This is a genomic window from Rubrivivax albus, assembly GCF_004016515.1.
Classification (GTDB): Bacteria; Pseudomonadota; Gammaproteobacteria; order Burkholderiales; family Burkholderiaceae_C; genus Rubrivivax; species Rubrivivax albus.
Genome location: NZ_SACT01000006.1, coordinates 153,486 through 178,371 on the forward strand (window position 1 = coordinate 153,486; position 24,886 = coordinate 178,371).

Consider the following 24,886-nt stretch of genomic DNA (forward strand, 5'->3'; position numbering starts at 1 on the left):
GCGATGCGAGTGAACCCCGTCCCCGCCGATCTGCGGCGCCTTGCGGCGCACCGCGCTCGCGCGCGGCGTGGATCAGTTGGTCTGGGCCAACTGATCCAGGATCGCCGGGTTCTCAAGCGTGGACGTGTCCTGAGTGATCGCCTCGCCCTTGGCCAGCGAGCGCAGCAGGCGGCGCATGATCTTGCCGCTGCGGGTCTTGGGCAGGTTGTCGCCGAAGCGGATGTCCTTGGGCTTGGCGATCGGGCCGATCTCCTTGCCGACCCAGTCGCGCAGCTGCTTGGCGATCGCCTTGGCCTCGTCGCCCGTGGGGCGCGGGCGCTTGAGCACGACGAAAGCGCAGATGGCCTCGCCGGTGGTCTCGTCGGGGCGACCCACCACGGCGGCCTCGGCCACCAGGTCGGTGCAGCTGACCAGCGCCGATTCGATCTCCATCGTGCCCATGCGGTGGCCCGACACGTTGAGCACGTCGTCGATGCGGCCGGTGATCGTGAAGTAGCCGGTCTTCTCGTCGCGAATGGCACCGTCGCCGGCCAGGTAGTAGCCCTTGAGCTCCGGCGGGTAGTAGCTCTTCTTGAAGCGCTCCGGATCGCCGTAGATCGTGCGGATCATGCTCGGCCAGGGCTTCTTGACGACCAGGATGCCGCCCTGCCCGTTGGGCACGTCGTTGCCGGTCTCGTCGACGATGGCAGCGGTGATGCCGGGGAACGGCAGCGTGCACGACCCCGGCACCAGCGTCGTGGCGCCCGGCAGCGGCGTGATCATGTGGCCGCCAGTCTCGGTCTGCCAGAAGGTGTCGACGATGGGGCAGCGGCCACCGCCCACGTGCAGGTGGTACCACTCCCAGGCCGCCGGGTTGATGGGCTCGCCCACCGAGCCCAGGATGCGCAGGCTGCTCAGGTCGAAGCTCTTCGGGTGCACGGCGTCGTTGGCCTCGGCGGCCTTGATCAGGCTGCGGATGGCGGTGGGCGCGGTGTAGAAGATGGTGACCTTGTGCCGCTCGATCATCTTCCAGAAGCGGCCGGCGTCAGGATACGTGGGCACACCCTCGAAGACGATCTCGGTGCCGCCCAGGGCCAGCGGGCCGTAGGTGATGTAGGTGTGGCCGGTGACCCAGCCGATGTCGGCGGTGCACCAGAACACATCGTCGGGCTTGAGGTCGAAGGTCCACTTGGTGGTCAGCGCCGCATGCAGCAGGTAGCCGCCGGTGCTGTGCTGCACGCCCTTGGGCTTGCCGGTGGAGCCGCTGGTGTAGAGCAGGAACAGGGGGTGCTCGGCACCCACCCACTCCGGCTCGCAGTGCTCTGGGGCGGCGGCCGACAGCTCGTGCAGCCAGAGGTCGCGGCCGTCCTTCCAGGCGATGTTGCCGCCGGTGCGCTTGTAGACGATGACGTCCTTGATGCTGCCGGTGCCGGGCATGGCCAGCGCCTCGTCGACGATGGACTTCAGCGGCAGGTGCTTGCCGCCGCGGGCCTGCTCGTCGGCGGTGATGACCATCACCGCGCCGGCGTCCTCGATGCGGTCGCGCAGGCTCTGCGCGGAAAAGCCGCCGAAGACCACGGAGTGCGTGGCCCCGATGCGCGCGCAGGCCTGCATCGCCACCACGCCCTCGATGCTCATGGGCATGTAGATGACGACGCGGTCGCCCTTCTTCACGCCACGCGCCTTCAGCGCGTTGGCCAGCTTGCCCACGCGGGCCAGCAGTTCGCTGTAGGTGACCTTGGTGACGGCACCGTCGTCGGCCTCGAAGACAATGGCGGTCTTGTCGCCCAGGCCGCGCTCGATGTTGCGGTCCAGGCAGTTGTAGGACACGTTGAGCGTGCCGTCGGCGAACCACTTGAAGAACGGCGCATCGCTCTGGTCCAGCACCTGCGTGAACGGCGTCTTCCAGGTGACCAGCTCGCGGGCCAGGCGGGCCCAGTAGCCTTCGTAGTCGGCCTCGGCCTCGGCGACGAGCTTGTCGTAGGCGGCCCTGCCGGACACATGGGCCTGGCCGGCCAGGGCCGCGGGCGGTTCGTAGAGCTTGGTCTCGGCGGTGTCGGACATCGTGTCTCCTGCTCAGGTTCGCTGCCGCGGTCGGTGCCCCGCGGCGGCGAACCCGCACGAGACCCCGAACTGGGCCGATGGGCGGGACTGTCGGTCCACGGCCTGACGAAGCCCTTACTCCCCCTGAACCGGGGCCTGGCCAGCGCCCCCCCCGCGGGCCGTCCAGACCCTGCCCAAGCCCTGATCCGACACCGGCCATCCCGCCGTTGGCAGAATCCCCGGCTGCCCGAATCCGGCCTGCGCCGACCATGCCCAACCCACCGCCGACCACCCCCGACCTGCCCCCGCCCACCCGCCTGCAGGCGTGGCTGAGCCAACCCTGGGTGCAGCACAGCGTGCTCGCGCTGATCATCGTCAACGCCGTCATCCTCGGGCTCGAGACCTCGGCGGCAGCCATGCAGGCCTGGGGCCCGGTGCTGCTGGCGCTGGACAAGGCCATCCTCGGCGTCTTCGTGGTCGAGATCGCGCTGCGGCTCGTCGCCCACCGTGGTGCCTTCTTCCGCGACCCGTGGAGCCTGTTCGACCTCGCCGTGGTGGCCATCGCGCTGGTGCCGGCCAGCGGCCCGTTCGCCGTGCTGCGGGCGCTGCGCGTGCTGCGGGTGCTGCGCATCCTCACCATCGTGCCGTCGATGCGGCGCGTGGTCGGCGGGCTGCTGGCGGCCATCCCGGGCCTGTCGTCCATCGCCGCAGTGCTCGGGCTGCTGTTCTACGTCTTCGCGGTCATCGCCACCAAGCTCTTCGGCGCCGACTTCCCGGACTGGTTCGGCACCCTGGGCCGTTCGCTGTACACGCTGTTCCAGGTGATGACGCTGGAGAGCTGGTCGATGGGCATCGTGCGGCCGGTCATGGAGCTCTACCCCTATGCCTGGACCTTCTTCGTGCCCTTCATCCTGATGGCCACGTTCACGATGCTGAACCTGTTCATCGGCGTTATCGTCAGCGCCATGCAGAGCTTTGCCGAGGCCGACAAGACCGAGACCCTCGCCGCCGTGGACGACGCCCGCCAGCACATCGAGGCCGACCTGCACAGCGAAGTGCGGGCGCTGCGCAGCGAGATCGCCGCGCTGCGCGCGCAGTTGCCGCTGGCCGGCGCACCGCGCGACGGCGCCGCCTGATGCTCACCAACGCCCTGCTCTTCATCGGCGGCCTCGTGGCCCTGGTGGCCGGTGCCGAACTGCTGGTGCGCGGGGCCTCGCGGCTCGCCCTGTCCTTCGGCATCTCGCCGCTGGTGGTGGGCCTGACCATCGTCGCCTTCGGCACCAGTGCGCCGGAGATGACGGTGTCGGTCGGCGCGGTGCTCAATGGCCAGACCGGCCTCGCCCTGGGCAACGCCGTGGGCAGCAACGTCTTCAACGTGCTGTTCATCCTCGGGCTGGCCGCGCTGATCGCGCCGCTGGCCGTGCACCTGCAGGTCATCCGCCAGGAGGTGCCGATCATGATCGGCGCAGCATTGCTGGTCATGGTGGTGGCCCTGGACGGCAACATCGGCACCTTCGATGCGGCGCTGCTGTTCGGCCTGCTGCTGGCCTACACGGTGTTTCTGGTGCGCCAGTCGCGGGCCCAGGGCGTGGAGGCCGGCGACTATGCGGCCCACGATGCGGAGCGTGCCGGCGGTGGTTCCCGCCTGCTCAACGTGGCGCTGCTGCTGGCCGGCCTGGCGCTGCTGGCCGGGGGGTCGGAGGCCATGGTGCGCGCCGCGGTCAGCTTCGCGCGCGCCTTCGGCGTCAGCGAGGTGATGATCGGCCTGACGATCGTCGCCATCGGCACCTCGCTACCCGAGGTCGCGGCCTCGGTGGCCGCGGCGCTGAAGGGCGAGCGCGACATCGCGGTGGGCAACGTCGTCGGCAGCTGCGTGTTCAACCTGCTGGGGGTCATCGGCCTGGGCGGGCTGGCCGCGGCCTTTGCCGGTGCCGGCGGGCTGCCGGTGCCGGCGTCGGTGATGCACTTCGACCTCTGGGTCATGCTGGCCGCGCTGGTGGCCTGCCTGCCTATCTTCCTCACCGGGCGCGAGGTGGCGCGCTGGGAAGGCGGGCTGTTCCTGGCCTACTACGCCGCCTACATGGCCTACCAGGTGCTGCAGGCGCGCCAGTCGCCCGACCTGCTGCAGGCCTTCAACGGCGCCATGCTCGGCTTCGTGCTGCCGCTGACGGTGGTCACCGTGGTGGTCACGACGCTGCGGGGGCAGGCGCGGCGCTGAGCCGGGCCGCCTTGGCCGCCTGGTCCAGGGCCCGCCGCAGCGCGCTGGCGCGGGCCAGCGCCGCTTCCATCGCATCGATCGGCATCGCGCCGGTGGCGCCGGCGTCCAGCAGGGCCGCCTTGAAGGCCTGGTATGAGACCTCGGCCCGTTCGACAGCCGTGGCGATCCGGTCGGCCACGGCCCCGTCGCTGGCGCCGCAGGCCGCGAGCAGTGCATGGGCCTGGCCGACAAACGCCGCCGCCGCTGCGCGCGGCGCCTCGGGCAGCGCCGCATCTGCGCCGGCACCCGCCTGCGCCGCCAGCACCGCCTGCTCGGCCGCGGTCTCGTGGTAGCGCAGCACGCGCAGCCAGCGCGCCAGGTCGCGCGCGGCAGCCGGGGGCAGCGCGGCGCGGGACAGGCGCTCGATGAAGCGCTCCACCACTGCATCGAGCTGCTGCACGGTGTCGCGCTCGCGCGCCACGGCCGACCCAGGCGCACCCGCCAGCGCTGACGCCGCCGTCCGCCGGGCCAGGCCACCGACACGGGCGATCTCCTGCGCCAGCGCCTGCAGCGCCAGCTCGGGCACCGGCAGCACGTTTTCGTCCAGGAACCGTGGGCGTGACTCGTCCTCCTCGGCGCTGCGGAAGCGCCGCTGCAGCCAGTGCGTCAGCGGCGTGGCCAGGGGCCACATCAGCAGCACCCCGAAGACATTGAACGCCGTGTGGAACAGGGCCAGCCGCGCCGCGGGATCCGGCGGCAACCCCAACCAGGCCCGCAGCACGGCGATCGCGTCGACCATCCACGGCAGCATCGCCAGCGCCACCGCCGCCGTGACCACGTTGAAGGCCACGTGCGCCAGCGCCGCGCGGCGCGCATTCGGCGTCGCGCCCACGGTGGCCATCAGCGCCGTCACCGTGGTGCCCACGTTGGCGCCGATGATCACCGCCGCAGCCGACTGCGCGCTCAGCAGCCCGCCCTGGGCCGCCGTCAGCGTGATCGCCATCGCCGCGCTGGAGGACTGCGTCAGCACCGTCATCAGCAGTCCCGCGCCCACCTGCAGCAGCACCGCGCCCACACCGTCGCCGGCCGGCAGCAGAGTGTCGCCCGACAGCGCGCCGAAGGCCTGCTGCAGCAGCGCGATGCCCAGGAACAGCAGCCCGAACCCGGCCACTGCATCACCCACGGGCGCCCGCCGCGTGCCCGCGCCGGTCATGCGCAGCAGCACGCCGACGCCGATCAGCGGCAGCGCCAGCGCCTCGATCTTGAAGCGCAGCCCCACCAGGGCGACGATCCAGCCGGTCATCGTGGTGCCCACGTTGGCACCGAACAGCACCCACAGCGACGGCCCCAGCGCCAGCAGCCCGGCATTGACGAAGCCGATGGTGGCCACCGTGACCGCGGTGGACGACTGCACCATCGCGGTCACCAGCACGCCGGAGCCCAGGCCGTGCCAGCGCGTGCGCGTGGCCGCGGCCAGGATGCGCTCCAGCGCCGCACCGGCGGCCAGCTTCAGGCCGTCGGACATCATGGTCATGCCCAGCAGGAACAGGCCCAGCCCGCCCAGCGCGGTGGCCGCCCCGGTCAGCGTCAGGTCCACAGCCACCCCGCCATCGCCGTGATCAACCCGATGGCCAGCCCATTGAGCCACAAGCCCTGGCGCAGCATCTGCGCCGCCGGCACCTGGTCGGTGGCGTAGACCAGCGCGTTGGGCGGCGTGGCCACGGGCAGCATGAAGGCACAGGACGCCGCCAGCGCCACCGCCGCGGCCGTGCCGGCGGCCGGCAGGCCGAGTTCCGCCGCCAGCGGCAGCAGCACCGGCAGCAGCAGGGCCGCGCTGGCGGTGTTGCTGACGATTTCAGTCAGGAAGACGACGAAGGCGATCACCGCCGTCAGCAGCAGCCACGCCGGCCAGCCCGCCACGGCGTCGAACAGCAGCGCGGCCAGGTGGGCACTCGCGCCGCTGGCCTGCATCAGCGCCGACAGCGACAACCCGCCGCCGAACAGCAGCAGCACGCCCCAGGGCGCGCTGCGCTCCAGCGCGCGCCAGTCCAGCGCACCGCTGGCCACCAGCGCCACCAGGGCCGCCAGCGCCACCAGGGCATCGGTGTCGGCGTTCAGGCCGAGCGCCCCGGCCAGCGGCGCACCAAGCAGCCATCCGGCCACGGTGAGCAGGAACACGGCCACGGTGGCCCGCCGCCCGGGTGTCCAGACCCAAGTCACGCGATCCTCTGGCGGCGCCGGCGACACGGCCAACCGGCCGCGCAGCTGCGGCTTCAACCGCCAGGCCAGCAGCGCCAGCATCAGCGGCCAGGCCAGCAGTGCCGCTGGCAGACCGTAGGCCAGCCACTGCGCGAAGCCGATGCCGGCCTGCGCCGAGGCGATGGCGTTCGGCGGGCTGCCCACCAGCGTGGCCATGCCGCCGATGCTGGCGCTGTAGGCGACCGCCAGCAGCACGAAGACGCGCTCGCGCTCACCGATCGTCCCACCGCCACCGTCACGGCCCTGATCGGCCAGCAGGCCCAGCGCCAGCGGCAGCACCATCGCCGTGGTGGCGGTGTTGCTCATCCACATCGACAGCAGCGCGGTCAGCCCGGCCAGCAGCAGCACGCTGCCCAGACGGCGGCCGCCGGCCAGGCGCTTCACGCGGGCGGCCAGGGCCACGTCCAGACCCTGCTGCTGCAGCGCGGCGGCGAGGGCGAAGCCGCCCAGGAACAGAAAGATCACCGGGTTGGCGAACGGCGCCAGCGCCTGCGCGGGAGTAGCCAGTCCGCCGGCGATGGCCGCCACCGGCACCACCAGCGCCGTCACCGGCAGCGGCAGCGCGCGCGTCAGCCACAGCCCGGCCACGCCGGCCAGCAGGGCCATGGCGCCGCGCAGGCCATCGGGCGCCAGGGCCGCGGCGGCCCCGGCCGCCACCGCGCTGGCCAGGGCCCCGGCCAGGCGGCGGGCGTTGGAAATCTGATCTGCCGGATCACTCATCCGGTCATCCGACGATCGGGGTCATCACAGGCTGGCATCATGCCTGCTTATGCGCGACTGGATCCGGGCCAAGCTCCCCACCGAAGAGACGCTCAAAGCCCACCCCGGCCTGCGCTGGATGGGGCCGCTGCTGCGCCGCCCCTGGTTGTGGCACCTGAACCGCCGCCGCGTGGCCATGGGCGCCGGCATCGGCGTGTTTTTCGGCTTCCTGATCCCGGTGCTGCAGATCGCCGGCGCGGCGGTGTTCGCGCTGATCCTGCGGGCCAACCTGCCGGTGGCGGCCTTCTCCACGCTGGTGTCCAACCCGCTGACCTACGCGCCCATCGGCGTGGCCGCCTACCAGACCGGCAGCTGGATCCTCGGCCAGGAAGCCCAGCCGGAAGCCGCTGAAACGCTGGCCACCGCGGCCAGCACCGACTCCGTCGACGGCCCCGGCCACGGCTGGCTGGACAAGGCCAAGGCCATCGGCAAGCCGCTGTTCCTGGGCCTGCTGGTGTTCGCGGTGGTCGGCGGCATCGCCGCCTGGGCGCTGGTGCACCTGGCCTGGACGATCGGCGTCTGGCTCAAGCGCCGGCGGCGCCGGCGGCGCGCCCCCGCCTGATCGCCCCGCGGCACCGCGGGTCGCGCCGTCGGCCCCGATACTCGGGGCATGGATTTCGTCAACGTGCCGCTGCTGGCCGCCGCCGCGCTGGTCTTCACCAGCGTGCTGGCGGGGCTGTTCTCGGCACGCATCGGGTTCTCTTTCCTGCTCGTGTTCCTGCTCGCCGGCATCGTCGCCGGCGAGGACGGCCCTGGCGGCCTGCGCTTCGACAACTACGTGCTGGTGTTCTGGGTCGGCAACGTGGCGCTGGCGGTGATCCTGCTCGACGGTGGCCTGCGCACCACCTTCGCCACCTTCCGCACCGGCCTGAAGCCGGCAGCGCTGCTGGCCACGCTGGGGGTGGTGATCAGCGCCCTGCTCACCGGGCTGGCGGCGATGCTGCTGCTGGGCCTGGACTGGGCCACCGCGCTGCTGCTGGGCGCGATTGTCGGCTCCACCGACGCCGCGGCGGTGTTCTCTCTGCTCACGCGCTCGGGCGTCACGCTCAACGAACGCGTGGCCACCACGCTGGAGATCGAATCCGGCGTCAACGACCCGATGGCCATCTACCTCACGGTGGCCTGCATCGGCCTGATCACCGCGCTGGCCCAGGGGCAGGCACCGGGCGCCGAGGTGCTGACGACCTTCGTGGCGCAGTTCGGCTGGGGTGCGCTGATGGGCCTGGCCGGCGGCTGGCTGATGGCGGCGCTGCTGCGCCGCATCGCCGCACGGGATGCCGGTGGCGGCATCCTGGCGCTGCTGCTGATGGCCGGCGGCCTGAGCGTGTTCGCCGCCACCGGCACGCTGGACGGCTCGGGCTTCCTGGCGGCCTACCTGTTCGGCATGATCGTGGCCAACCGCGCGGCCGACGAGACGGCGCCGACGCTGGCCGCGATGGATGGCTACGCCTGGCTGGCGCAGGCGGGCATGTTCCTGCTGCTGGGCCTGCTGGTCACACCGACCGACCTGCTGCCGGCGCTCGGGCCCAGCCTGGCATTGGCCGCGGTGCTGATCTTCGTCGCCCGGCCGGCGGCGGTGTGGCTCTGCCTGTGGCCGTTCCGCTTCACGCGGGCCGAGACCGCCTTCATCGCCTGGGTCGGCCTGCGTGGCGCCGTGCCCATCGTGCTGGCGCTGTTCCCGCTGCTGGCCGGCGTGCCGCAGGCGCAGCTGCTGTTCAACACCGCCTTCGTCGTCGTGCTGGTGTCGCTGCTGCTGCAGGGTTCGACCATCGGCTGGGTCGCGCGCCGGCTGGGCGTGGCCCTGCCCGACCGCGACGACACGGCCCGTGCACGCCTGGCCTTCGGCGACTTTGCGCTCGACCCACGGCTGCCGGTAGACGCCATCTGCCAGTTCTATGGCCTGACCGCACCCGAACCTGCCGACGCACGCCTGGACGACTGGATGGCCACCGCCATCGGCCGCCCGCCGGTGGTCGGCGACCGCGTGGCCCTGGGCACGGCTACGCTGTTCGTGCGCGAACTGGACCGGAGCCGCATCACCGGCATCGGCCTGGCCTTGGCACCCGAGGCCTGATCAGCCGCTGTCCCCGGCCAACGCCAGCAGCAGCGCGTTGACCAGCACACCGGCCAGCAGGCCGACGCTGACCCAGCTCAGCACCCGCAGCACGCGGCCCTGGGGCCGCATCACCAGGCCCACGAGCACGCCGCCGGCCATCGTCATCGCCGTCACCGCGGTGCCCACGTGCACCGGCGCCACGGCCGCCAGCAGCGGGCCACCGGGGTGGAACAGATCGTCCACCGCCAGGATGGTGACGTTGAACAGGTTGCTGCCCAGCAGGTTGCCGATGGCCAGGTCCAGCGCGCCCAGGCGCAGCGCGCCCAGCGTGACCGCCATTTCCGGCAGCGTGGTGGCCACGGCCATGAACACGGTGCCGACAAAGCTGCGCGACCAGCCGGCGGCCTCGGCCACGCGGTCGGCCGCGTAAGGCAAGGCACTGCCGGCGGCCAGCACCACGGCGGCGGCGATGGCAAAGCGCTGCCATTCCCGGCGGATCTCGCGCTGGCGCTCGGGGTCGTCGGCTGCACCCGCCGCGGCGTCCGCGTCCGCGTCCGTCGCCGCGCCCTGCGCCTGCACGCTGCGCAGCGCCAGCAGGTAGCCACCTAGCAGCAGCGGGCTGGCCAGGCCCAGGTTCATCACCGTCGGCGCGCTGGTCCCGGCCAGCATCGCCAGTGCCGCGAGGCCCAGCAGCACCACGCCGAAGGCTGCCGACAGCACATGGGTGGCCGCGGCGGCGCGGTACATCGGCTGGTCGCGCTGCAAGGCATCCACCACCACCAGGAAGCCGAGGTTGACCACGCAGGCGCCCAGCGCGTTGCCCACCGCCAGGTTGGGTGCACCGACCACCGCCACCGCGCTGATGCCCGAGGCCAGCTCCGGCAGAGAGGTCACCGTGCCCAGCAGTGCCAGCCCCACCCAGCCGCGGCCCCAGCCTTGGATGGCCGCCAGCCGGTCGGCGCTATGGCTCAGCGTCCAGCCGGCACGCGCGATCAACAGCGCGCACAGGCCGAACTGCAGCAGCGCACCGGTCATGACCGGGCTCCGACCGCGCGCGCCAGCAGCTTGCGCGCTTCCTCGGCCCAGAGCACCATGCTGGCCAGGCCCACCAGCGGCAGCAGCGCCGACGGCGCCAGCGGCACGGTGTGGAACAGATCGTTCATGAACGGCGCGTAGACCACAAGGGCCTGCAGCGCGATCGAGAGCGTCAGCCCGCCGAGCAGCCAGGGGTTCTGCAGCAGGCCCAGCCGAAGTGCCGAGCGCGTGGCCGACTGGCAGCTCAGCACGTTGAACCACTGGCACATGGCCAGCACCGTGAAGGTCTCGGTGCGCACCACCTCCAGCGGCAGGCCCTGGCCCTGGCGCCAGGCGAACCAGCCCAGGGTCACGGCGGCGATCATCGGCGTCATCAGCGCCACGCGGCGCAGCATGCCGGCATCCAGCAGGCGGTCATCCCGGTCCACCGGGCGTCGCTTCATCTCGTCGCCGTCGGGCGGGTCCATCACCAGGTTCACCGTCACCGTGCCCTCGGTGACGATGTTGATCCACAGGATCTGCACCGCCACCAGCGGCAGCGGCAGGCCCACGATCAGCGCCCCCAGCAGCACCACCACCTCCGCCAGCGAGGTGGCGAACAGGTACAGGATGACCTTCTTCAGGTTGGCATAGACCACCCTGCCCTGCTCCACCGCATCGACGATGGTGCCGAAGTCGTCGTCGGTGATGACGATCTTGGCCGCGCTCTTGGCCACCTCGGTGCCGGTGATGCCCATGGCCACGCCAACGTCGGCACGCGCCAGTGCCGGCGCGTCGTTGACGCCGTCGCCGGTCATCGCCACCACCTCGCCGCCGGCCTGCAGCGCCTCGACGATGCGCAGCTTCTGCGCGGGCTGCACGCGGGCAAAGACGGCCACGCGCGGCAGGGCCTCGCGCAGTTCCGCCTCCCCCAGGCGCTCGAGCTCGCTGCCATCCAGCGCCGTGTCGCCCTCGCGCGCGATGCCCAGTTCGCGCGCGATGGCCAGGCCGGTGAGCTTGTGGTCGCCGGTGACCATGATCACGCGCATGCCGGCGCCATGACACTCGGCCACGGCGTCGCGCACCTCGTCGCGCGGCGGATCGATCTGGCCCACCAGGCCGAGCAGCTGCGCCCGACCAGCCAGCGCGTCGAAGCCGGCCACGGGTTCCAAGGGGTCGTCGTCGATCTCCGCCACCGCCAGTACGCGCAGCGCGCGCTGCGCCATCGCTTCGGCAGCCGCCTTCGCAGCCTGCACGGCTGCGGCCCCGTCGCGCGGCAGGGTCAGTCGCAGCACGGCCTCGGGCGCGCCCTTGATCCAGACCCGGCGCGGTGCCACGGCCCGTGCGTCGGTGAGCCGGTGGCGGGTGGCCATGAGCTTGCTGTCGGCGTCGAACGGCAGTTCCGCCTCGCGCGGGGCGGCCGCGGCCAGCGCCGCGAGGTCCAGCCCGGCCTTGGCGGCCAGCACGCGCAGCGCGCCTTCGGTGGGGTCGCCGAGCACGGTCCAGTCGGTGCGCTCGCCATCGGGCGGCAGCAGTTCGGCGTCGTTGCACAGTGCGGCCGCGCGCAGCAGCGCGTGCAGCGCCGGGTCGTCGGCCGCCGCGCCGTGCAGGGCCCCGGAAGGCGCGTAGCCGATGCCATCCACCGTCACCTCGCGTCCGGGCCCACACTGGCCCGGCAGCCACAGCGCGACGGCCGTCATCTGGTTGCGCGTCAGCGTGCCGGTCTTGTCGCTGCAGATCACGGTGGTGGAACCCAGCGTCTCCACCGCCGACAGGCGACGGATGATGGCGCCGCGCGCGGCCATGCGCTGCATGCCCACGGCCAGCGCGATCGTCATCGCCACCGGCAGGCCCTCGGGCACCATCGACACCATCTGGCTGATCGCGACCATCAGCACGTCGGCCAGCGGCAGCCCACGCCACAGGCCCAGGGCCATCACCCCGGCAAAGAGCACCAGTGCCGCGCCGACCAGCCAGCGGCCGAACTGCGCGATGCGCTGCTCCAGCGGGGTCGGCGGTTCCTGGGCGCGGGTGGTCAGCCCGGCGATCTGCCCGACCTCGGTGTGCACGCCGGTGGCCACGACCACCGCCTCGGCGCGCCCGGCGGCCACGTGTGTGCCGGCATAGACCATGCCGTGGCGGTCGGCCAGGCCGGTGGCCTCGGGCTGGGCCGCCACGGCCTTGGTCACGGGCACGGACTCGCCGGTCAGCGCCGCTTCGGCGGTCTGCAGCTGCGCCACGGTCAGCAGCCGCGCGTCGGCACCCACGGCGTCACCGGCGGCCAGCAGCAGGACGTCGCCGGGCACCAGGTCGCGCGCCGGCAGGTCCAGCTCGCGCCCGTCGCGGCGCACACGGGCGTGCAGTTCGGCCAGCCGCCGCAGCGCGCCCATGGACTTCTCGGCGCGCCCTTCCTGCACCGTGCCGATCAGCGCGTTGACCAACACCACGGCCAGGATCACCGCGGCATCCCCCACGTGGCCCAGCATCACCGCCAGGCCGGCGGCCACGAACAGGATGACGATCAGCGGGCTGGCGAACTGGCGCAGCAGCGTGCGCCACCAGGGCTTGGGCGGTGCTTCGGGCAGGGCGTTCGGCCCGTGGTCCGCCAGGCGGCGTCGAGCCTGCGCGGCCGCGAGCCCCGTCGCGGCATCCGTCTGCAGGCTTTCCAGGGTTTCGGTCGGGGACAGCGCGTGCCAGGGGCGGGACATGGCCTGATGTTCCGGTCAGACTGGCCCGATTGGCTTGACCTTGCTCAAGTGGCCGCCCGCGGACCGACCCGCCATCCCGTCACAGCCGCCCCAGGCCCGCGCGCCGAGCCGCCTCGGGCGGCAGCGCCGACAGCTCACGCCGCATCGCGTTCAAGGAGTGACCGGCCGGCAGAGCCGACGGCCGCAGGGCATCGGCCGCGGCCAGCGCGGCGCCGGCACCCGCGTCGCCGCGGGCATGCAGCACCACGGCCAGGTCCAGCTGCGCCGTCCAGCGCGCCAACGGTGGCGGGTCCGGTGCGCGCGCCAGGTGGTCCACGCGCGCCTGCACCAGGCTCAGGGCCGCATCCAGCTGCCCACGCGCACGCTGGAGCTGCCCTTCCAGCTGGTCGACCTGGCTGTGCAGCGCATCGGCCGTGCGGAGCACCGGGTCGGCCCGTGCCAAGCCGAGGGCGCGGGCGGCACGCGCATCGTCGCCCGCGACCAGCGCAGCGCGCATCAAGGCCATCGCCGCCTGCACCCTCGCCGGGCCGCTGACCACATCGCTGCCCTGCAGCGTGTCCAGCAGGGCGTCGAATTCCGGCGCAGGCAGAGGCTCTCCAGCCAGCACCTGCGCCGACAGCCGGCGCGCCGCCACCGGCACGCGCTGCGCGGCGTGCACGACGCCGGCCGCGGCGAGTTCAGCCTCGTTGCGTCGCAGCGCCTCGGCCGCATCGGCGTCGCGCCCCAGGTCCGACAGCAGGCTCGCGAGCATCAGGCGCAGGCCGGCGGTCATGTCGTTGCCACGGCCCAGCAGTGCGTCCATGTCGGCCATCAGCGCCTGCGCCCTGGCCTCCACGCCGTCGTAGTGCGCCCGCATCGCCTGCACCGCCAGCAGATTGCGGCGCAGCACCAGCACGAAGCGGGCGTAGGTCGGACCGGCCGTCGCCCAGCGCGGTTCGTTGGAGCGCAGCACGGCCTCGGCATCGCCCAGCCGCTCCTGGGCGACGCGCAGACCGTGCACGTAGTTGGCGAAGAACAGGTGCTCGAACTCGTCCGGCCGGTACAGCCGGTCGACGAGCCGCTGCGCTTCGGCCAGCGTGGCCTCGGCGTCCACCAGCCGGCCCACGCGCGACTGCCCGATGCCCAGCAGGTACAGCAGGTTGGCCTGCTCGAAGGATTCGGCGCCATGCAGCGCGGCCCAGCGCGCACGCAGCGGCTCGGCGATGGCCAGCACCTTGTCCGGCGAGCCCTGCGACACGTAGATGCGGGCCAACCGCATGCGCGCCTCCAGGCTGCGAGGATCGTCGGGGCCCCAGGCGCCGTCGGCCACCGCGATCAGCCGCTCGGCCAACGGGATCGCGATGTCGTAGCGGTTGAGGTCGCGGTAGGTGTCCACCAGCACCTCGAGCAGCCGGGCGTGGGTGCCGGGGTCGTCGCCGAAACGCTGCTCGACCTCGGTGCGGCTACGGTCCAGCAGCTGCAGCACGGTCGGCGGGCGGCCGCCGTGCCGATCCGGGTTCCCCGCGGCCAGCAGTTCGCCCAGGTAGCGCGTGACGCGATCGGATTGCCGAGCGGCGTCCTGTGCCCGACCGGCCTGCCACAGCGCCACGGCCAGGCCGCCGACCAGGCTGGCCACCACCAGCGCGCCGGCGCTGGCGAACACCGCGTTGCGGCGCAGCCAGAGCCGGCCGCGGTGGCGCCAGTCGTCCCGGCGCACGCTCACCGGCCGGTGCGCCAGCCAGGCCTCGAGGTCGTCGATCAGCGCCTCCACGCTGGCGTAGCGTTCGGCCGGGCGCTTGCGCATCGCCTTGGCCGCCACCGCCTCGAGGTCGCCACGGGCGCGCTCGACGTCGGGCGGCACGCCGGGTCCGTCGTCGGGCACCACCTGAGGGTCCACGCGCGTGGGCCGCACCGGTTCGGTGTGCAGCAGTGCGTGTTCGATGGCCACACGGTCGTCGCCGGGCCGCGCGTAGGGCAACGCGCCGCTGAGCAGTTCGTAGAGCATCACGCCCAGTGCGTGCACGTCCACCGCGGTGCCCATCGGCCCGCCGAGCACCTGCTCCGGGGCGGCGTAGCCGACGGTCACGCGGCGCCCCACCTGCCGGGTGAGCGCCTGGTCGGCCTGTCCGGCATCGTCGAGCAGCGTTGCCACGCCGAAATCCAGCAGCTTGGGCTCCGCTTCGGGGGTGACGATCACGTTGGCCGGCTTCAGGTCGCGGTGCAGCACCAGCTGCGCATGCGCGTAGGCCACGGCCCGCGCCACGGCCAGCAGCAGGCGCACCCGTGCGGCCACCGGGAGCGCGGCCGCGCGCACATGCCGGGAAAGCGTGCGGCCCGGCACGTGCTCGATCACGAGGAAGGGCCAACCCTGGTCAACACCCGCATCCAGCAGGCGGGCGATGCCGGGGTGGGTCAGACGGGCCAGCAGCGCACGTTCGCGCTCGAACCGGGCGACCAGCCCGGAGCCGGCGACGTCACCCCGCAGCAGCTTGATGGCGGCCTGCGCCGCGTACAGCCCGTCGTCGCGCTCGGCCAGCCACACCTCGCCCATGCCACCCGCGCCCAGGCGGTGCAGCAGGCGCCAGGCACCGATGCGGTCGCCCGTTGCGGCGGCCGGCGGCCCGGGATCGTCGGCAGCTTCCTGCCCGGGCCCCGTGCCGAAGAGCGTGTCGCCCTGGGCCGGCCGCGACGGCGGGAAAGGCGCCTGCGTGGCGGGACCCAGCGTGTCGTCGACCTCGTCGGCCAGATCGCCGATGGCGTCGAGCTGCGACTGCAGGGCGTCGGCCAGAGCGGGATCTTCGCGCCGCCAGCGGGCCAGAAGTTCGCGCCGGGCGGAGATGCTCAGCGACAGCGCCTCGCGCAGGGCCTCGGCCAGGCGCTGGCGCCAGGCCGGGTCGGGTTGGGTGTCGTCGATCACGGCGCGGAGGCGTTCGCCGTCGACGCCCGACGAGTTTGGGTCAGGAGGTCGCCGAGGAGGACCCCGACGGGCCGGTTCCGTCCCGCGCCTCGGCCACCGGCACGTCCGCGGGCACCGGCGCCTTCGACGGCACCCGGCCATGCAGCGCCGCCTGCGACAGCAGGTTGGCCGACACCGGCGCAGTGACGAACAGGAACAGCGTGATCAGCAGCTCGTGCAGGCCGACCTCGCCGCGCGTCCAGCTCAGCACCATGCTGGCCACCAGCACGCCGCCCACGCCCAGCGTGGTGGCCTTGGTCGGCGCGTGCAGGCGCATGTAGAAGTCGGGGAATCGCAGCAGACCCACGGCGCCGACGAGCGCGAACACGCCGCCCACCACCAACAGCACGGCGGCGACGATCTGGATCCAAACGGGCAGGTCCGTCATCGCGCTCACTCCATCACGTCGCCGCGGCTGAGGTAGCGCCCCAGCCCGACGGTGGACACGAAGCCCAGCATCGCGATGATCAGCGCCGCCTCGAACAGCAGCGGCGTGCCCCAGCGCATGCCCAGCAGGATCACCAGGGCCACGGCGTTGACGGCCATGGTGTCCAGCGCGAGCACACGATCCACGGTTTCGGGGCCACGCAGCAGTCGCCAGGCGCACAGGCCCAGCGCCAGGGCCACGCAGACGGTGGCGAAATCCAGGGCGAGCTGCAGGATCATTCGAAGATCTCCTTCAGCGGCGCTTCGTAGCGCGTCTTGATGTCGGCGGCGATGGCGTCCACGCCGGGGCTGCCGTCCAGCGCATGCACCAGGATGCGGTGGGCCGCCTCGTCGACCACGCAGGACACGGTGCCCGGCGTGGTGGTGATGATGGTGGCCAGCAGCGTGACGGCGCGCGGGTCGCGGATGTCCAGGTCCACCGGCACCCAGGCCGGTTCCGGCCGCGCCCAGGGCAGCAGCACCAGCTTGGCCACGGTGACGTTGGCCACGACGATGTCGCGCAGCACCACGAAGAACAGGCGCACGGCCGTGCCCCAGGCCTTGGGCGGCACCGGTGTGCCGGTGAAGCCGTGCAGCAGCCGTGGCAGCACCAGGCCCAGCACCGCGGCGGTGATCAGCTGCGGCACCGCCGCGCTCTGCTGCAGCAACAGCCAGGTGCCGGCGATCAGGCCCGACTGCACCGGGTGCGCGAACCAGCCGGGCTTCATGGCCGCACCTCCGGTGTCGTCTGCGGCACGCGGTAGGGCCGCACGGTGTTCGGCGCCGGATCACCCAGCACGGCCTGCGCGTAGGCGGCGCGGTCGAGGATCTGTGCGGCGGCCGCCGCCGTGTAGCGCTGCACCGGCGCGGCGAAGACCGACAGCGCCACGCTCATCGCCAGCAGCGCCAGCGTGGGCGCCAGCAGGCCGGGCGCGGCGCCGGCCGAGCCGCCGGGCACCTCCGGCCGCACCGACCAGAACAGCACACTGCCGGCGCGCGCCAGGCCCACCAGCGTCAGGAAGCCCACGGCCAGCACCACCGTCCACACCGTGCCCGCCATCGGGTGCGCCAGCGACGACTCCAGCAGCATCAGCTTGCCGATGAAGCCCGGCAGCGGTGGCAGCCCGGCGGTGGAGGCCGCGGCCAGCAGCAGCATCAGGCCCAGCAGCGCCGGCTGCGCCACCGGGCTGCAGGGCTCCAGGCGGTCGGCCATCGGGCCGCGCTGCGCCGCCACCAGTTCACCCAGCAGGAACAGCCCGGCAATCACCAGGGTGGAGTTCAGCAGGTAGTACAGGCCCGCCGACCACGCGGCCGGGTCGTGCAGCGCCACCGCCACCAGGATGGTGCCCACCGAGGCCACCGTGAGCCAGGCCGTCAACCGCGGCAGCGTGTGCGCGGCCAGCGCGCCGAGCACGCCGACCACGCTGGTGGCCAGCGCCAGCGGCAGCAGCACCGCGGGCAGGTGTTCCGGCCCGAAGACCACGCCGTGCACGCGCAGGATGGCGTAGACGCCGACCTTGGTCATGATGGCGAAGAGTGCGGCCACCGGCGCGCTGGCCGCGGCGTAGGTGGCCGGCAGCCACATGGCCAGCGGCACCATCGCCGCCTTGAAGCCGAAGACCACCAGCAGGATCAGCCCGCCGGCCTTGAGCACCGTGCCCTCGCCGCCGCCCGCGGCAATGATCTGCGGCACGCGCACCGCCAGGTCGGCGAAGTTCAGCGTGCCGGCAAAGGCGTAGAGCAGCGCCACACCGATCAGGAAGAAGGCCGAGGCGGTGAGGTTCAGCACCACGTACTGCAGGCCGATGCGCAGCCGCTCGCGGCCCAGGCCGTGCGTCATCAGCACGTAGCTGGCGATCAGCAGCACCTCGAAGAACACGAAGAGGTTGAAGATGTCGCCAGTGGCAAAGGCCCCGGCCAGGCCCATCAGCTGGAACTGGAACAGCGCGTGGAAGTGCCGGCCGTGGCTGTCCCAGCCGCCACGCGCGTACCACAGCACCGGCACGGCGACCGCGCTGGTCAGCAGCAGCATCAGCGCCGACAGGCGGTCGATCACGAGCACGATGCCGAAGGGCGCCGGCCAGTCGCCCATGCGGTAGACCGTCAATGTGCCGGTGGCCGCCTGCTCCACCAGGCGGAAGGCGAACACGGCCCCCAGCGCCACCGAGGCCAGCGCGATGCGGCGCACCCAGGGGCGGCGGGCGTCGCTGTCGCCGATCAGCAGCAGCAGGACGGCCGTGAGCGCCGGCAGCAGCACCGGCAGGGCCGGCAGGTGGTCCGCCAGGTGGAACGAGAACAGGCCGCTCATCGGCGCGGCTCCTGCCCGTCGACGTGGTCGCTGCCGTTGTCATGCCGGCTGCGCAGCGCCAGTTCGATCACGAAGCCGGTGGTGGCGAAGCCGATCACGATGGCCGTCAGCACCAGGGCCTGCGGCAGCGGGTCGGCCACGTCCGGCCCGCGGTCGACGATGGGCGCGGCGCCGGTCCACAGCCGGCCCATCGCGAAGATGAACACGTTGACCGCGTAGCCCAGCAGCGACAGCCCCAGCACCACCGGGAAGCTGCGCCCCCGCAGCAGCAGCCAGATCCCGGCGGCGGTGACGATGCCGATGCCGGTGGCGAGCAGGAATTCCATCGAGATCATCATGCGCGGGCGCCTTCCTTGCTCGCGGCCCCCAGCACCGACAGCGTCAGCAGCGTGGCGCCGACGACGGTGATGTACACGCCCAGGTCGAACAGCGCGGCGGTGGCCAGCGGCAGTTCACCCAGCACCGGCACGATCGGGTGGCCGAAGGCGCTGCTGAGGAACGGGTGGCCGAACACGAACGAGCCGATGCCGGTGAGCAGCGCGATGCCCAGCCCCGTGCCCACCCACTTGACGTAGCGGCGCCCGCCGGCGGCGTGCAGCAGCGCGTCGGCCTGCGACTGGCCCAGCGCCAGGTACTGCAGCACCAGCGCCACCGCCGTCACCAGGCCGGCGATGAAGCCGCCGCCCGGCAGGTTGTGGCCGCGCCAGAAGATGTAGACCGACACCACCAGGGCCAGCGGCAACACTACCTTGGCCGCCTGGCGCAGCATCAGCGGCACGGCCGGGAAGGTCCAGGCGCGGCCGTCGGGGTCGGTGGTGGGCCGGCGCACGCGGAAGCGGTCCATCAGCGCCAGCACGCCCACGCCGGCGATGCCCAGCACCGTGATCTCACCAAAGGTGTCGTAGCCCCGGAAGTCGACCAGGATCACGTTGACGGCGTTGGTGCCGCCGCCCTGCGGCAGCGAGTTGGCCAGGAAGTACCAGGCGATGGAATCGTGGTCGCGCGTCATCACCACCCAGGCCAGCCACGCGATGCCGGCACCGCCACCCAGGGCCAGCACGGCGTCGCGCGCCTTGCGGCCGGCGCTGGACTCGCGCGGCGTGGTCTGCGGCAGCAGCGCCAGGCCCATCAGCAGCAGCACGGTGGAGACCACCTCCACCGACAGCTGGGTCAACGCCAGGTCGGGCGCCGAGAAACCCAGGAAGGTCAGCGCCGTGACCAGGCCCACCACGCCGGTAAGCACTACGGCGCGGAAGCGCAGGTGGTGGCCCAGCACCAGGGCCACGCAGACGATGCCCAGCAGCACCCACAGCACCAGGGCCAGCGGCGTGGCCGGCAGCAGCGCGCGTTCGCCGGTGCCGGGCACTGGGCCGCCGAAGAAGGGCCAGGCACCCAGCACCAGGGCCAGTGCCACCATCCAGCCGGCGTAGCGCTGCAGCGAGCCGTTCTCCAGCCGCACGGTGAAGCGGCCGGCGGCGCCGAACAGGCCATCGGTCAGCGCCGTGAAGATGCCCTTGCCGCTGACCGGGCCGGGCTCGTGCCGGTGCAGCTTGCGGCCGGCGGCCAGCGTGAAGTACAGCGCCGCGCCGCCGGCCACGGCGATGCCGCTCATCGCCAGCGGCAGGTTGATGCCGTGCCACAGCGCCAGCGAGAAGCCCGGCGCCGGCGCGCCCAGCACGGCCGACGCGGCCAGGTTCACCAGCGGCCCGGCGATCGTCATCGGCATCAGGCCCACGGCGATGCACACGATCACCAGCAGCAGCACCGGCGCCTTCATGCCCCAGGGCGGCTCGTGCGGGTGGGCCACCGGCAGGTCGCGCGGCGGGCCGTTGAAGAAGACGTCGTGCACCAGGCGCAGCGAATACGCCATCGATGCCAGGCCGCCCAGCGTGGCCAGCACCGGCACCGCCCAGCCGAAGCCGCCCCACATGCGTTCACCGGCCTTCAGCGCCTCGTCCAGCATCATCTCCTTGCTGATGAAGCCGTTGAACGGCGGCACCCCGGCCATCGCCGCCGCGGCGATGGTGGCCAGCGTGCCGACGATGGGCAGCATGGCCATCAGGCCGCCAAGCTTGCGCATGTCACGCGTGCCGGTCTCGTGGTCGACGATGCCGGCGCTCATGAACAGCGCCGCCTTGAAGGCCGCGTGGTTGAGGATGTGGAACACCGCCACGACCATCGACATCGGCGTGGCCAGCCCGATCAGGAAGGTCACCAGCCCCAGGTGGCTGACGGTGGAATAGGCCAGCAGGCCCTTGAGGTCGTGCTTGAAGATCGCCACGCTCGCGGCGAACACCATGGTCAGCAGGCCGATGGTGGCGACGATGCCCTCGAACAGTCCGCTGCCACCCAGCACCGGGTACAGCCGCATCATCAGGAACAAGCCGGCCTTGACCATGGTGGCCGAGTGCAGGTAGGCCGACACCGGCGTCGGCGCGGCCATGGCCTCGGGCAGCCAGAAGTGGAACGGCAGCTGCGCGCTCTTGGTGAAGCAGCCGATCAGCACCAGCACCAGCACCAGCGGGTAGCGCGGGTCGGCCTGGATCTGCGGGCCCATCGTCAGCAGTTCGCTGATGCTGTAGGTGCCGGCGATCTGGCCCAGCAGCACCATGCCGGCCAGCATCACCAGGCCGCCGCCGCCGGTGACGGCCAGCGCCATACGCGCGCCGGCCCTGGCGTCGGCGCCCTTCTTCGGGTGCGAGCCCCAGTAGCCCACAAGCAGGAAGGACGAGATGCTGGTCAGTTCCCAGAACACCACCAGCAGCAGCACGTTGTCCGACAGCGCGATGCCCAGCATCGCGGCCATGAACAGCATCAGCTGGCTGAAGAACTTGCCCGCCGGGTCGTCCTTGTGCAGGTAAAAGGCCGCGTAGGTGACGATGAGCACGCCGATGCCGCTGATCAGCATCGCGAACATCAGGCCCAGGCCGTCGAGCCGGAAGTCGGCGTCCAGGCCGATGGCCGGCACCCACTCGGCCTGGGTGCGGATCACCTCGCCGGCGAACACCGCCGGCGCCTGCGACAGCAGCAGGCCCAGGGCACCCAGCGCCATCGCGCCGGCGATCAGCGCCGCCCCGGCCCGGCGCCCGGGCGTGTTCGCGCGTCCGCACCACAGGCTCAGCGTGGTGCCCAGCACGAGCGGCAGCAGGACGATGGCGGCGAGCAGGCTCATCCGGGGGCGGTGGTTGGCATGAAAGTCAGCGCGGGAGTGTATGCAACAAGCGGACACGGACCTTTCAAGCCCGGCGCGGGCCCTGTCCTTGACGGACATTCGCTTGACGGAGGGCCGCGCTGCCGCTAGCCCGGCGCGTCAGCTGCGCGACGGCGCCGATCGCTAAACTCGAAGGTTCCGCTCACGCCGTCGTCCCGCCATGACCACCACGATCCGCTACGCCGACCTCGTCGACACCGTCGCCGGTGCGCTGCAGTACATCAGCTACTACCACCCGGCCGACTACATCGCCCACCTGGCGCGTGCCTATGAGCGCGAGCAAAGCCCGGCGGCGAAGGACGCCATCGCGCAGATCCTGACCAACAGCCGCATGAGCGCCGAGGGCCGGCGGCCCATCTGCCAGGACACCGGCATCGTCAACGTGTTCCTGAAGGTGGGCATGGACGTGCGCTTCGACGGCCTGCCCGGCAGCCTGGAGGACGCCATCAACGAGGGCGTGCGCCAGGGCTACCTGAACCCGGACAACGTGCTGCGCGCCTCGGTGCTGGACGACCCGATCTTCGCGCGCAAGAACACCAAGGACAACACGCCGGCCGTGATCCACATGAGCCTGGTGCCGGGCGACAAGCTGGACATCACGGTGGCGGCCAAGGGCGGCGGCAGCGAGAACAAGAGCAAGTTCGTGATGATGAACCCCAGCGACAACCTGGTCGACTGGGTGCTCAAGACCGTGCCCACCATGGGCGCCGGCTGGTGCCCGCCGGGCATGCTGGGCATCGGCGTGGGCGGCACGGCCGAGAAGGCCATGCTGCTGGCCAAGGAGTCCCTGATGGACCCCATCGACATGTACGAACTGCTGCAGCGCGGCCCGCAGAACAAGCTCGAGGAACTGCGCATCGAGCTCTACGAGAAGGTCAACGCGCTGGGCATCGGCGCTCAGGGCCTGGGCGGCCTGACCACGGTGCTGGACGTCAAGATCGCCACCTTCCCCACCCACGCCGCGAGCAAGCCGGTGGCGATGATCCCCAACTGCGCCGCCACCCGCCACGCGCACGTGACGATGGACGGCAGCGGCCCCGCCCTGCTGGACCCGCCGAGCCTGGACCTGTGGCCCGACGTGCACTGGGCGCCGGACTACAACAAGAGCACCAAGGTCGACCTCGACACGCTGACGCCCGAGATGGTGGCCAGCTGGAAGCCGGGCCAGACGCTGCTGCTCAGCGGCAGGATGCTCACCGGCCGCGATGCCGCGCACAAGCGCATCCAGGACATGCTGGCCAAGGGCGAGCCGCTGCCGGTGGACTTCACCAACCGCGTCATCTACTACGTCGGCCCGGTGGACCCGGTGCGCGACGAGGTCGTCGGCCCGGCCGGCCCGACCACCGCCACGCGCATGGACAAGTTCACCGAGATGATGCTGGCGCAGACCGGCCTGATCGCGATGGTGGGCAAGGCCGAGCGCGGCCCGGTGGCCATCGAGGCGATCCAGAAGCACAAGAGCGCCTACCTGATGGCCGTAGGCGGCGCCGCCTACCTGGTGGCCAAGGCCATCAAGGCCTCGCGCGTGGCTGGCTTTGGCGACCTGGGCATGGAAGCCATCTACGAGTTCACGGTGCAGGACATGCCGGTGACGGTGGCGGTGGACGCCAGCGGGACCAGCGTGCACAAGACCGGTCCTGCGGAGTGGCAGGCGAAGATCGGCAAGATTCCGGTGGTCACCGCCTGAGCGGGCAAGGCGGCGGTCGAGCCCACCGCGCTCGCCGGTTCATCTGAGTCTGCGCCCGCAGGCCGGCGAGTGCCGCAGACGCTCAGACCACCAGCCGCAACCAGATCTCGTTGCGACGCATGAACCAGGGCACCCAGGGCGGGTCGTAGCGGGCGTAGACCGGGCTGCCGGCGGTGACCAGCCCCGCCGCCTGCACCCCCTGCTGCAGCCGGGCCAGGTGAGCCTCGTAGTTCTCGTCGGTCCAGCGGCCGCTGTAGCGGATGACGGCGTAGCGCTCGCCGGGCACCTCGCGCAGGCGCACCCGCGGGTCCACCGGCTCGGGCAGGCTGTCCAGGTCGTAGGCGCGCGGCATGACGAAGCGTACGGCGTGGCCCGAACCCTCGGGCGCCTGCGTCACCGGCGCGGTCATCGCGATCTTCACCGGCTCGGCCGCCTGGGTCACCGGGGCCGTCATCTCGATCTTCCGCGCGCCCCGGTTGTTGCCGAAGATGTAGTCGGCCAGCAGCCGGAAGCCCTGGTTGCCGGCTTCTTCCGCCGGCCCGGCCACCACCACCTCGGCCACGACCGTGGGCGCGTACTGGCGCACCTCGAATGTGTCGTGGCGCTGCAGTACCTCGTACGCGGGTTCTTCGATCGCATGGGCCACGGCGTGCAGGGCAAAGAGGGTGATGGCGGCCAGTGCAGCGTACAGGGTCTTCATGGTTCGAGCCTCAGCCGGCGAAGGCAGACGGTGCCGGCAAGACGGCGTTCAGCAAAGACTAGCGTGGCTGTGTCCCGGGCGCTGCCGCCCGACTGAACAACCCCCATGGCGGCTGGGCGCGACTGACCGGCGACCGAGCCCTCCCGCAGCATCGACGGTTGCGTCTAGGATGGCGCCGTGGGCAACCCGCCGTGGCACCGACCGAAGGACACACCGTGCGCAGACGACAAAGCGCCGGGGCGCATCCATGCATGAGATGAGCCTGGCCGGCGGCATCCTGAAGCTGGTGGACGACGCCGCCGCGCGCGACCCGTTCACGCGCGTCAAGTGCCTGGTCCTGGACTGCGGTGCGCTGGCCGGTGTGGAGGTGCACGCGCTGCGCTTCGCGCTGGAGGCCATCGCCCCCGGCACGCGGTTGGACGGCGCTGAGATCGTCGTTCACGAACCGCCGGGTCAGGCCTTCTGCATGAGCTGCGGCCAGCGGGTCGAGATCATGTCGCGGGTCGACCCCTGCCCCGCCTGCGGCAGTTTCAAGCTCCAGCCCACCGGTGGGCTGGACCTCACCGTGCGCGAGCTGATCGTGCACGAGGAAGCGGAGAACTGA

The 24,886-nt window shown here is 72.2% G+C and carries 19 protein-coding genes; 6 read left to right on the forward strand and 13 right to left on the reverse strand.

The annotated features are described in order from the left end of the window. Positions 1 to 72 precede the first annotated feature (72 nt). A complete protein-coding gene (acs, locus tag ENE75_RS17420; RefSeq protein ID WP_128199603.1) occupies positions 73 to 2,043 on the reverse strand; it encodes an acetate--CoA ligase in 1,971 nt (656 codons plus the stop codon). Between the two features lie 248 nt (positions 2,044 to 2,291). Between acs and ENE75_RS17425 the strand changes: the two genes are divergently transcribed. Further along, positions 2,292 to 3,158 (forward strand): ion transporter, encoded by an 867-nt coding sequence (locus tag ENE75_RS17425; RefSeq protein WP_128199604.1) that lies wholly within the window; start codon positions 2,292 to 2,294, stop codon positions 3,156 to 3,158. After that, positions 3,158 to 4,240 (forward strand): calcium/sodium antiporter, encoded by a 1,083-nt coding sequence (locus tag ENE75_RS17430; protein WP_128199605.1) that lies wholly within the window; start codon positions 3,158 to 3,160, stop codon positions 4,238 to 4,240. The genes ENE75_RS17425 and ENE75_RS17430 overlap by 1 nt, the downstream gene beginning before the upstream one ends. Here ENE75_RS17430 and ENE75_RS17435 read toward each other — a convergent pair. Continuing rightward, the gene (locus ENE75_RS17435; RefSeq protein WP_233259149.1) at positions 4,209 to 5,822 is read right to left on the reverse strand and encodes a Na/Pi cotransporter family protein; all 1,614 of its coding nucleotides are present in this window, start codon (positions 5,820 to 5,822) and stop codon (positions 4,209 to 4,211) included. The two genes, ENE75_RS17430 and ENE75_RS17435, sit on opposite strands and share 32 nt — an antisense overlap. Beyond that, complete coding sequence (locus tag ENE75_RS17440) at positions 5,807 to 7,198, reverse strand: SLC13 family permease (protein WP_199232341.1); 1,392 nt, start codon at positions 7,196 to 7,198, stop codon at positions 5,807 to 5,809. Before ENE75_RS17440 ends, ENE75_RS17435 begins: the two co-directional genes overlap by 16 nt. 49 nt (positions 7,199 to 7,247) lie before the next feature. Here ENE75_RS17440 and ENE75_RS17445 point away from each other — a divergent pair, with 49 nt between their 5' ends. Continuing rightward, the gene (locus ENE75_RS17445; RefSeq protein ID WP_128199606.1) at positions 7,248 to 7,799 is read left to right on the forward strand and encodes a DUF2062 domain-containing protein; all 552 of its coding nucleotides are present in this window, start codon (positions 7,248 to 7,250) and stop codon (positions 7,797 to 7,799) included. Between the two features lie 48 nt (positions 7,800 to 7,847). Next, positions 7,848 to 9,311, forward strand: coding sequence for a potassium/proton antiporter (locus ENE75_RS17450; RefSeq protein ID WP_128199607.1), 1,464 nt, complete (start codon positions 7,848 to 7,850; stop codon positions 9,309 to 9,311). Here the strand turns inward: ENE75_RS17450 and ENE75_RS17455 are convergent, their stop codons facing one another. From ENE75_RS17455 to ENE75_RS17495, 9 genes are all read right to left on the reverse strand, one after another. Beyond that, positions 9,312 to 10,328 carry a sodium:calcium antiporter gene (locus ENE75_RS17455; protein ID WP_128199608.1) on the reverse strand — a complete coding sequence of 339 codons (1,017 nt, stop codon included), beginning with the start codon at positions 10,326 to 10,328 and terminating at the stop codon, positions 9,312 to 9,314. Beyond that, positions 10,325 to 13,015: a cation-translocating P-type ATPase gene (locus ENE75_RS17460; protein ID WP_128199609.1), complete on the reverse strand. Its 2,691-nt coding sequence runs from the start codon at positions 13,013 to 13,015 to the stop codon at positions 10,325 to 10,327. Before ENE75_RS17460 ends, ENE75_RS17455 begins: the two co-directional genes overlap by 4 nt. A gap of 79 nt (positions 13,016 to 13,094) precedes the next feature. After that, complete coding sequence (locus tag ENE75_RS17465; protein WP_158288987.1) at positions 13,095 to 15,911, reverse strand: serine/threonine-protein kinase; 2,817 nt, start codon at positions 15,909 to 15,911, stop codon at positions 13,095 to 13,097. A gap of 40 nt (positions 15,912 to 15,951) precedes the next feature. After that, positions 15,952 to 16,338 (reverse strand): Na+/H+ antiporter subunit G, encoded by a 387-nt coding sequence (locus tag ENE75_RS17470; RefSeq protein WP_199232342.1) that lies wholly within the window; start codon positions 16,336 to 16,338, stop codon positions 15,952 to 15,954. 5 nt (positions 16,339 to 16,343) lie between these two features. Beyond that, a complete protein-coding gene (locus ENE75_RS17475; protein ID WP_128199611.1) occupies positions 16,344 to 16,616 on the reverse strand; it encodes a K+/H+ antiporter subunit F in 273 nt (90 codons plus the stop codon). Continuing rightward, the gene (locus tag ENE75_RS17480) at positions 16,613 to 17,104 is read right to left on the reverse strand and encodes a Na+/H+ antiporter subunit E (RefSeq protein ID WP_128199612.1); all 492 of its coding nucleotides are present in this window, start codon (positions 17,102 to 17,104) and stop codon (positions 16,613 to 16,615) included. The genes ENE75_RS17475 and ENE75_RS17480 overlap by 4 nt, the downstream gene beginning before the upstream one ends. Then, positions 17,101 to 18,684 carry a monovalent cation/H+ antiporter subunit D gene (locus tag ENE75_RS17485; protein ID WP_128199613.1) on the reverse strand — a complete coding sequence of 528 codons (1,584 nt, stop codon included), beginning with the start codon at positions 18,682 to 18,684 and terminating at the stop codon, positions 17,101 to 17,103. Before ENE75_RS17485 ends, ENE75_RS17480 begins: the two co-directional genes overlap by 4 nt. Beyond that, positions 18,681 to 19,010, reverse strand: coding sequence for a Na+/H+ antiporter subunit C (locus ENE75_RS17490; protein ID WP_199232343.1), 330 nt, complete (start codon positions 19,008 to 19,010; stop codon positions 18,681 to 18,683). The genes ENE75_RS17485 and ENE75_RS17490 overlap by 4 nt, the downstream gene beginning before the upstream one ends. Positions 19,011 to 19,018: 8 nt before the next feature. Further along, positions 19,019 to 21,856 (reverse strand): monovalent cation/H+ antiporter subunit A, encoded by a 2,838-nt coding sequence (locus ENE75_RS17495; RefSeq protein ID WP_128199614.1) that lies wholly within the window; start codon positions 21,854 to 21,856, stop codon positions 19,019 to 19,021. Between the two features lie 199 nt (positions 21,857 to 22,055). Between ENE75_RS17495 and ENE75_RS17500 the strand changes: the two genes are divergently transcribed. Continuing rightward, positions 22,056 to 23,582 carry a fumarate hydratase gene (locus ENE75_RS17500; RefSeq protein ID WP_128199615.1) on the forward strand — a complete coding sequence of 509 codons (1,527 nt, stop codon included), beginning with the start codon at positions 22,056 to 22,058 and terminating at the stop codon, positions 23,580 to 23,582. 82 nt (positions 23,583 to 23,664) lie between these two features. On the opposite strand, the gene ENE75_RS17505 is transcribed toward ENE75_RS17500, so the two are convergent. Further along, on the reverse strand, positions 23,665 to 24,282 hold the full coding sequence (locus ENE75_RS17505) for an SOUL family heme-binding protein (protein WP_128199616.1): 618 nt from the start codon (positions 24,280 to 24,282) through the stop codon (positions 23,665 to 23,667). A gap of 247 nt (positions 24,283 to 24,529) precedes the next feature. Here ENE75_RS17505 and ENE75_RS17510 point away from each other — a divergent pair, with 247 nt between their 5' ends. Next, positions 24,530 to 24,886 (forward strand): hydrogenase maturation nickel metallochaperone HypA/HybF, encoded by a 357-nt coding sequence (locus ENE75_RS17510; RefSeq protein ID WP_128199617.1) that lies wholly within the window; start codon positions 24,530 to 24,532, stop codon positions 24,884 to 24,886.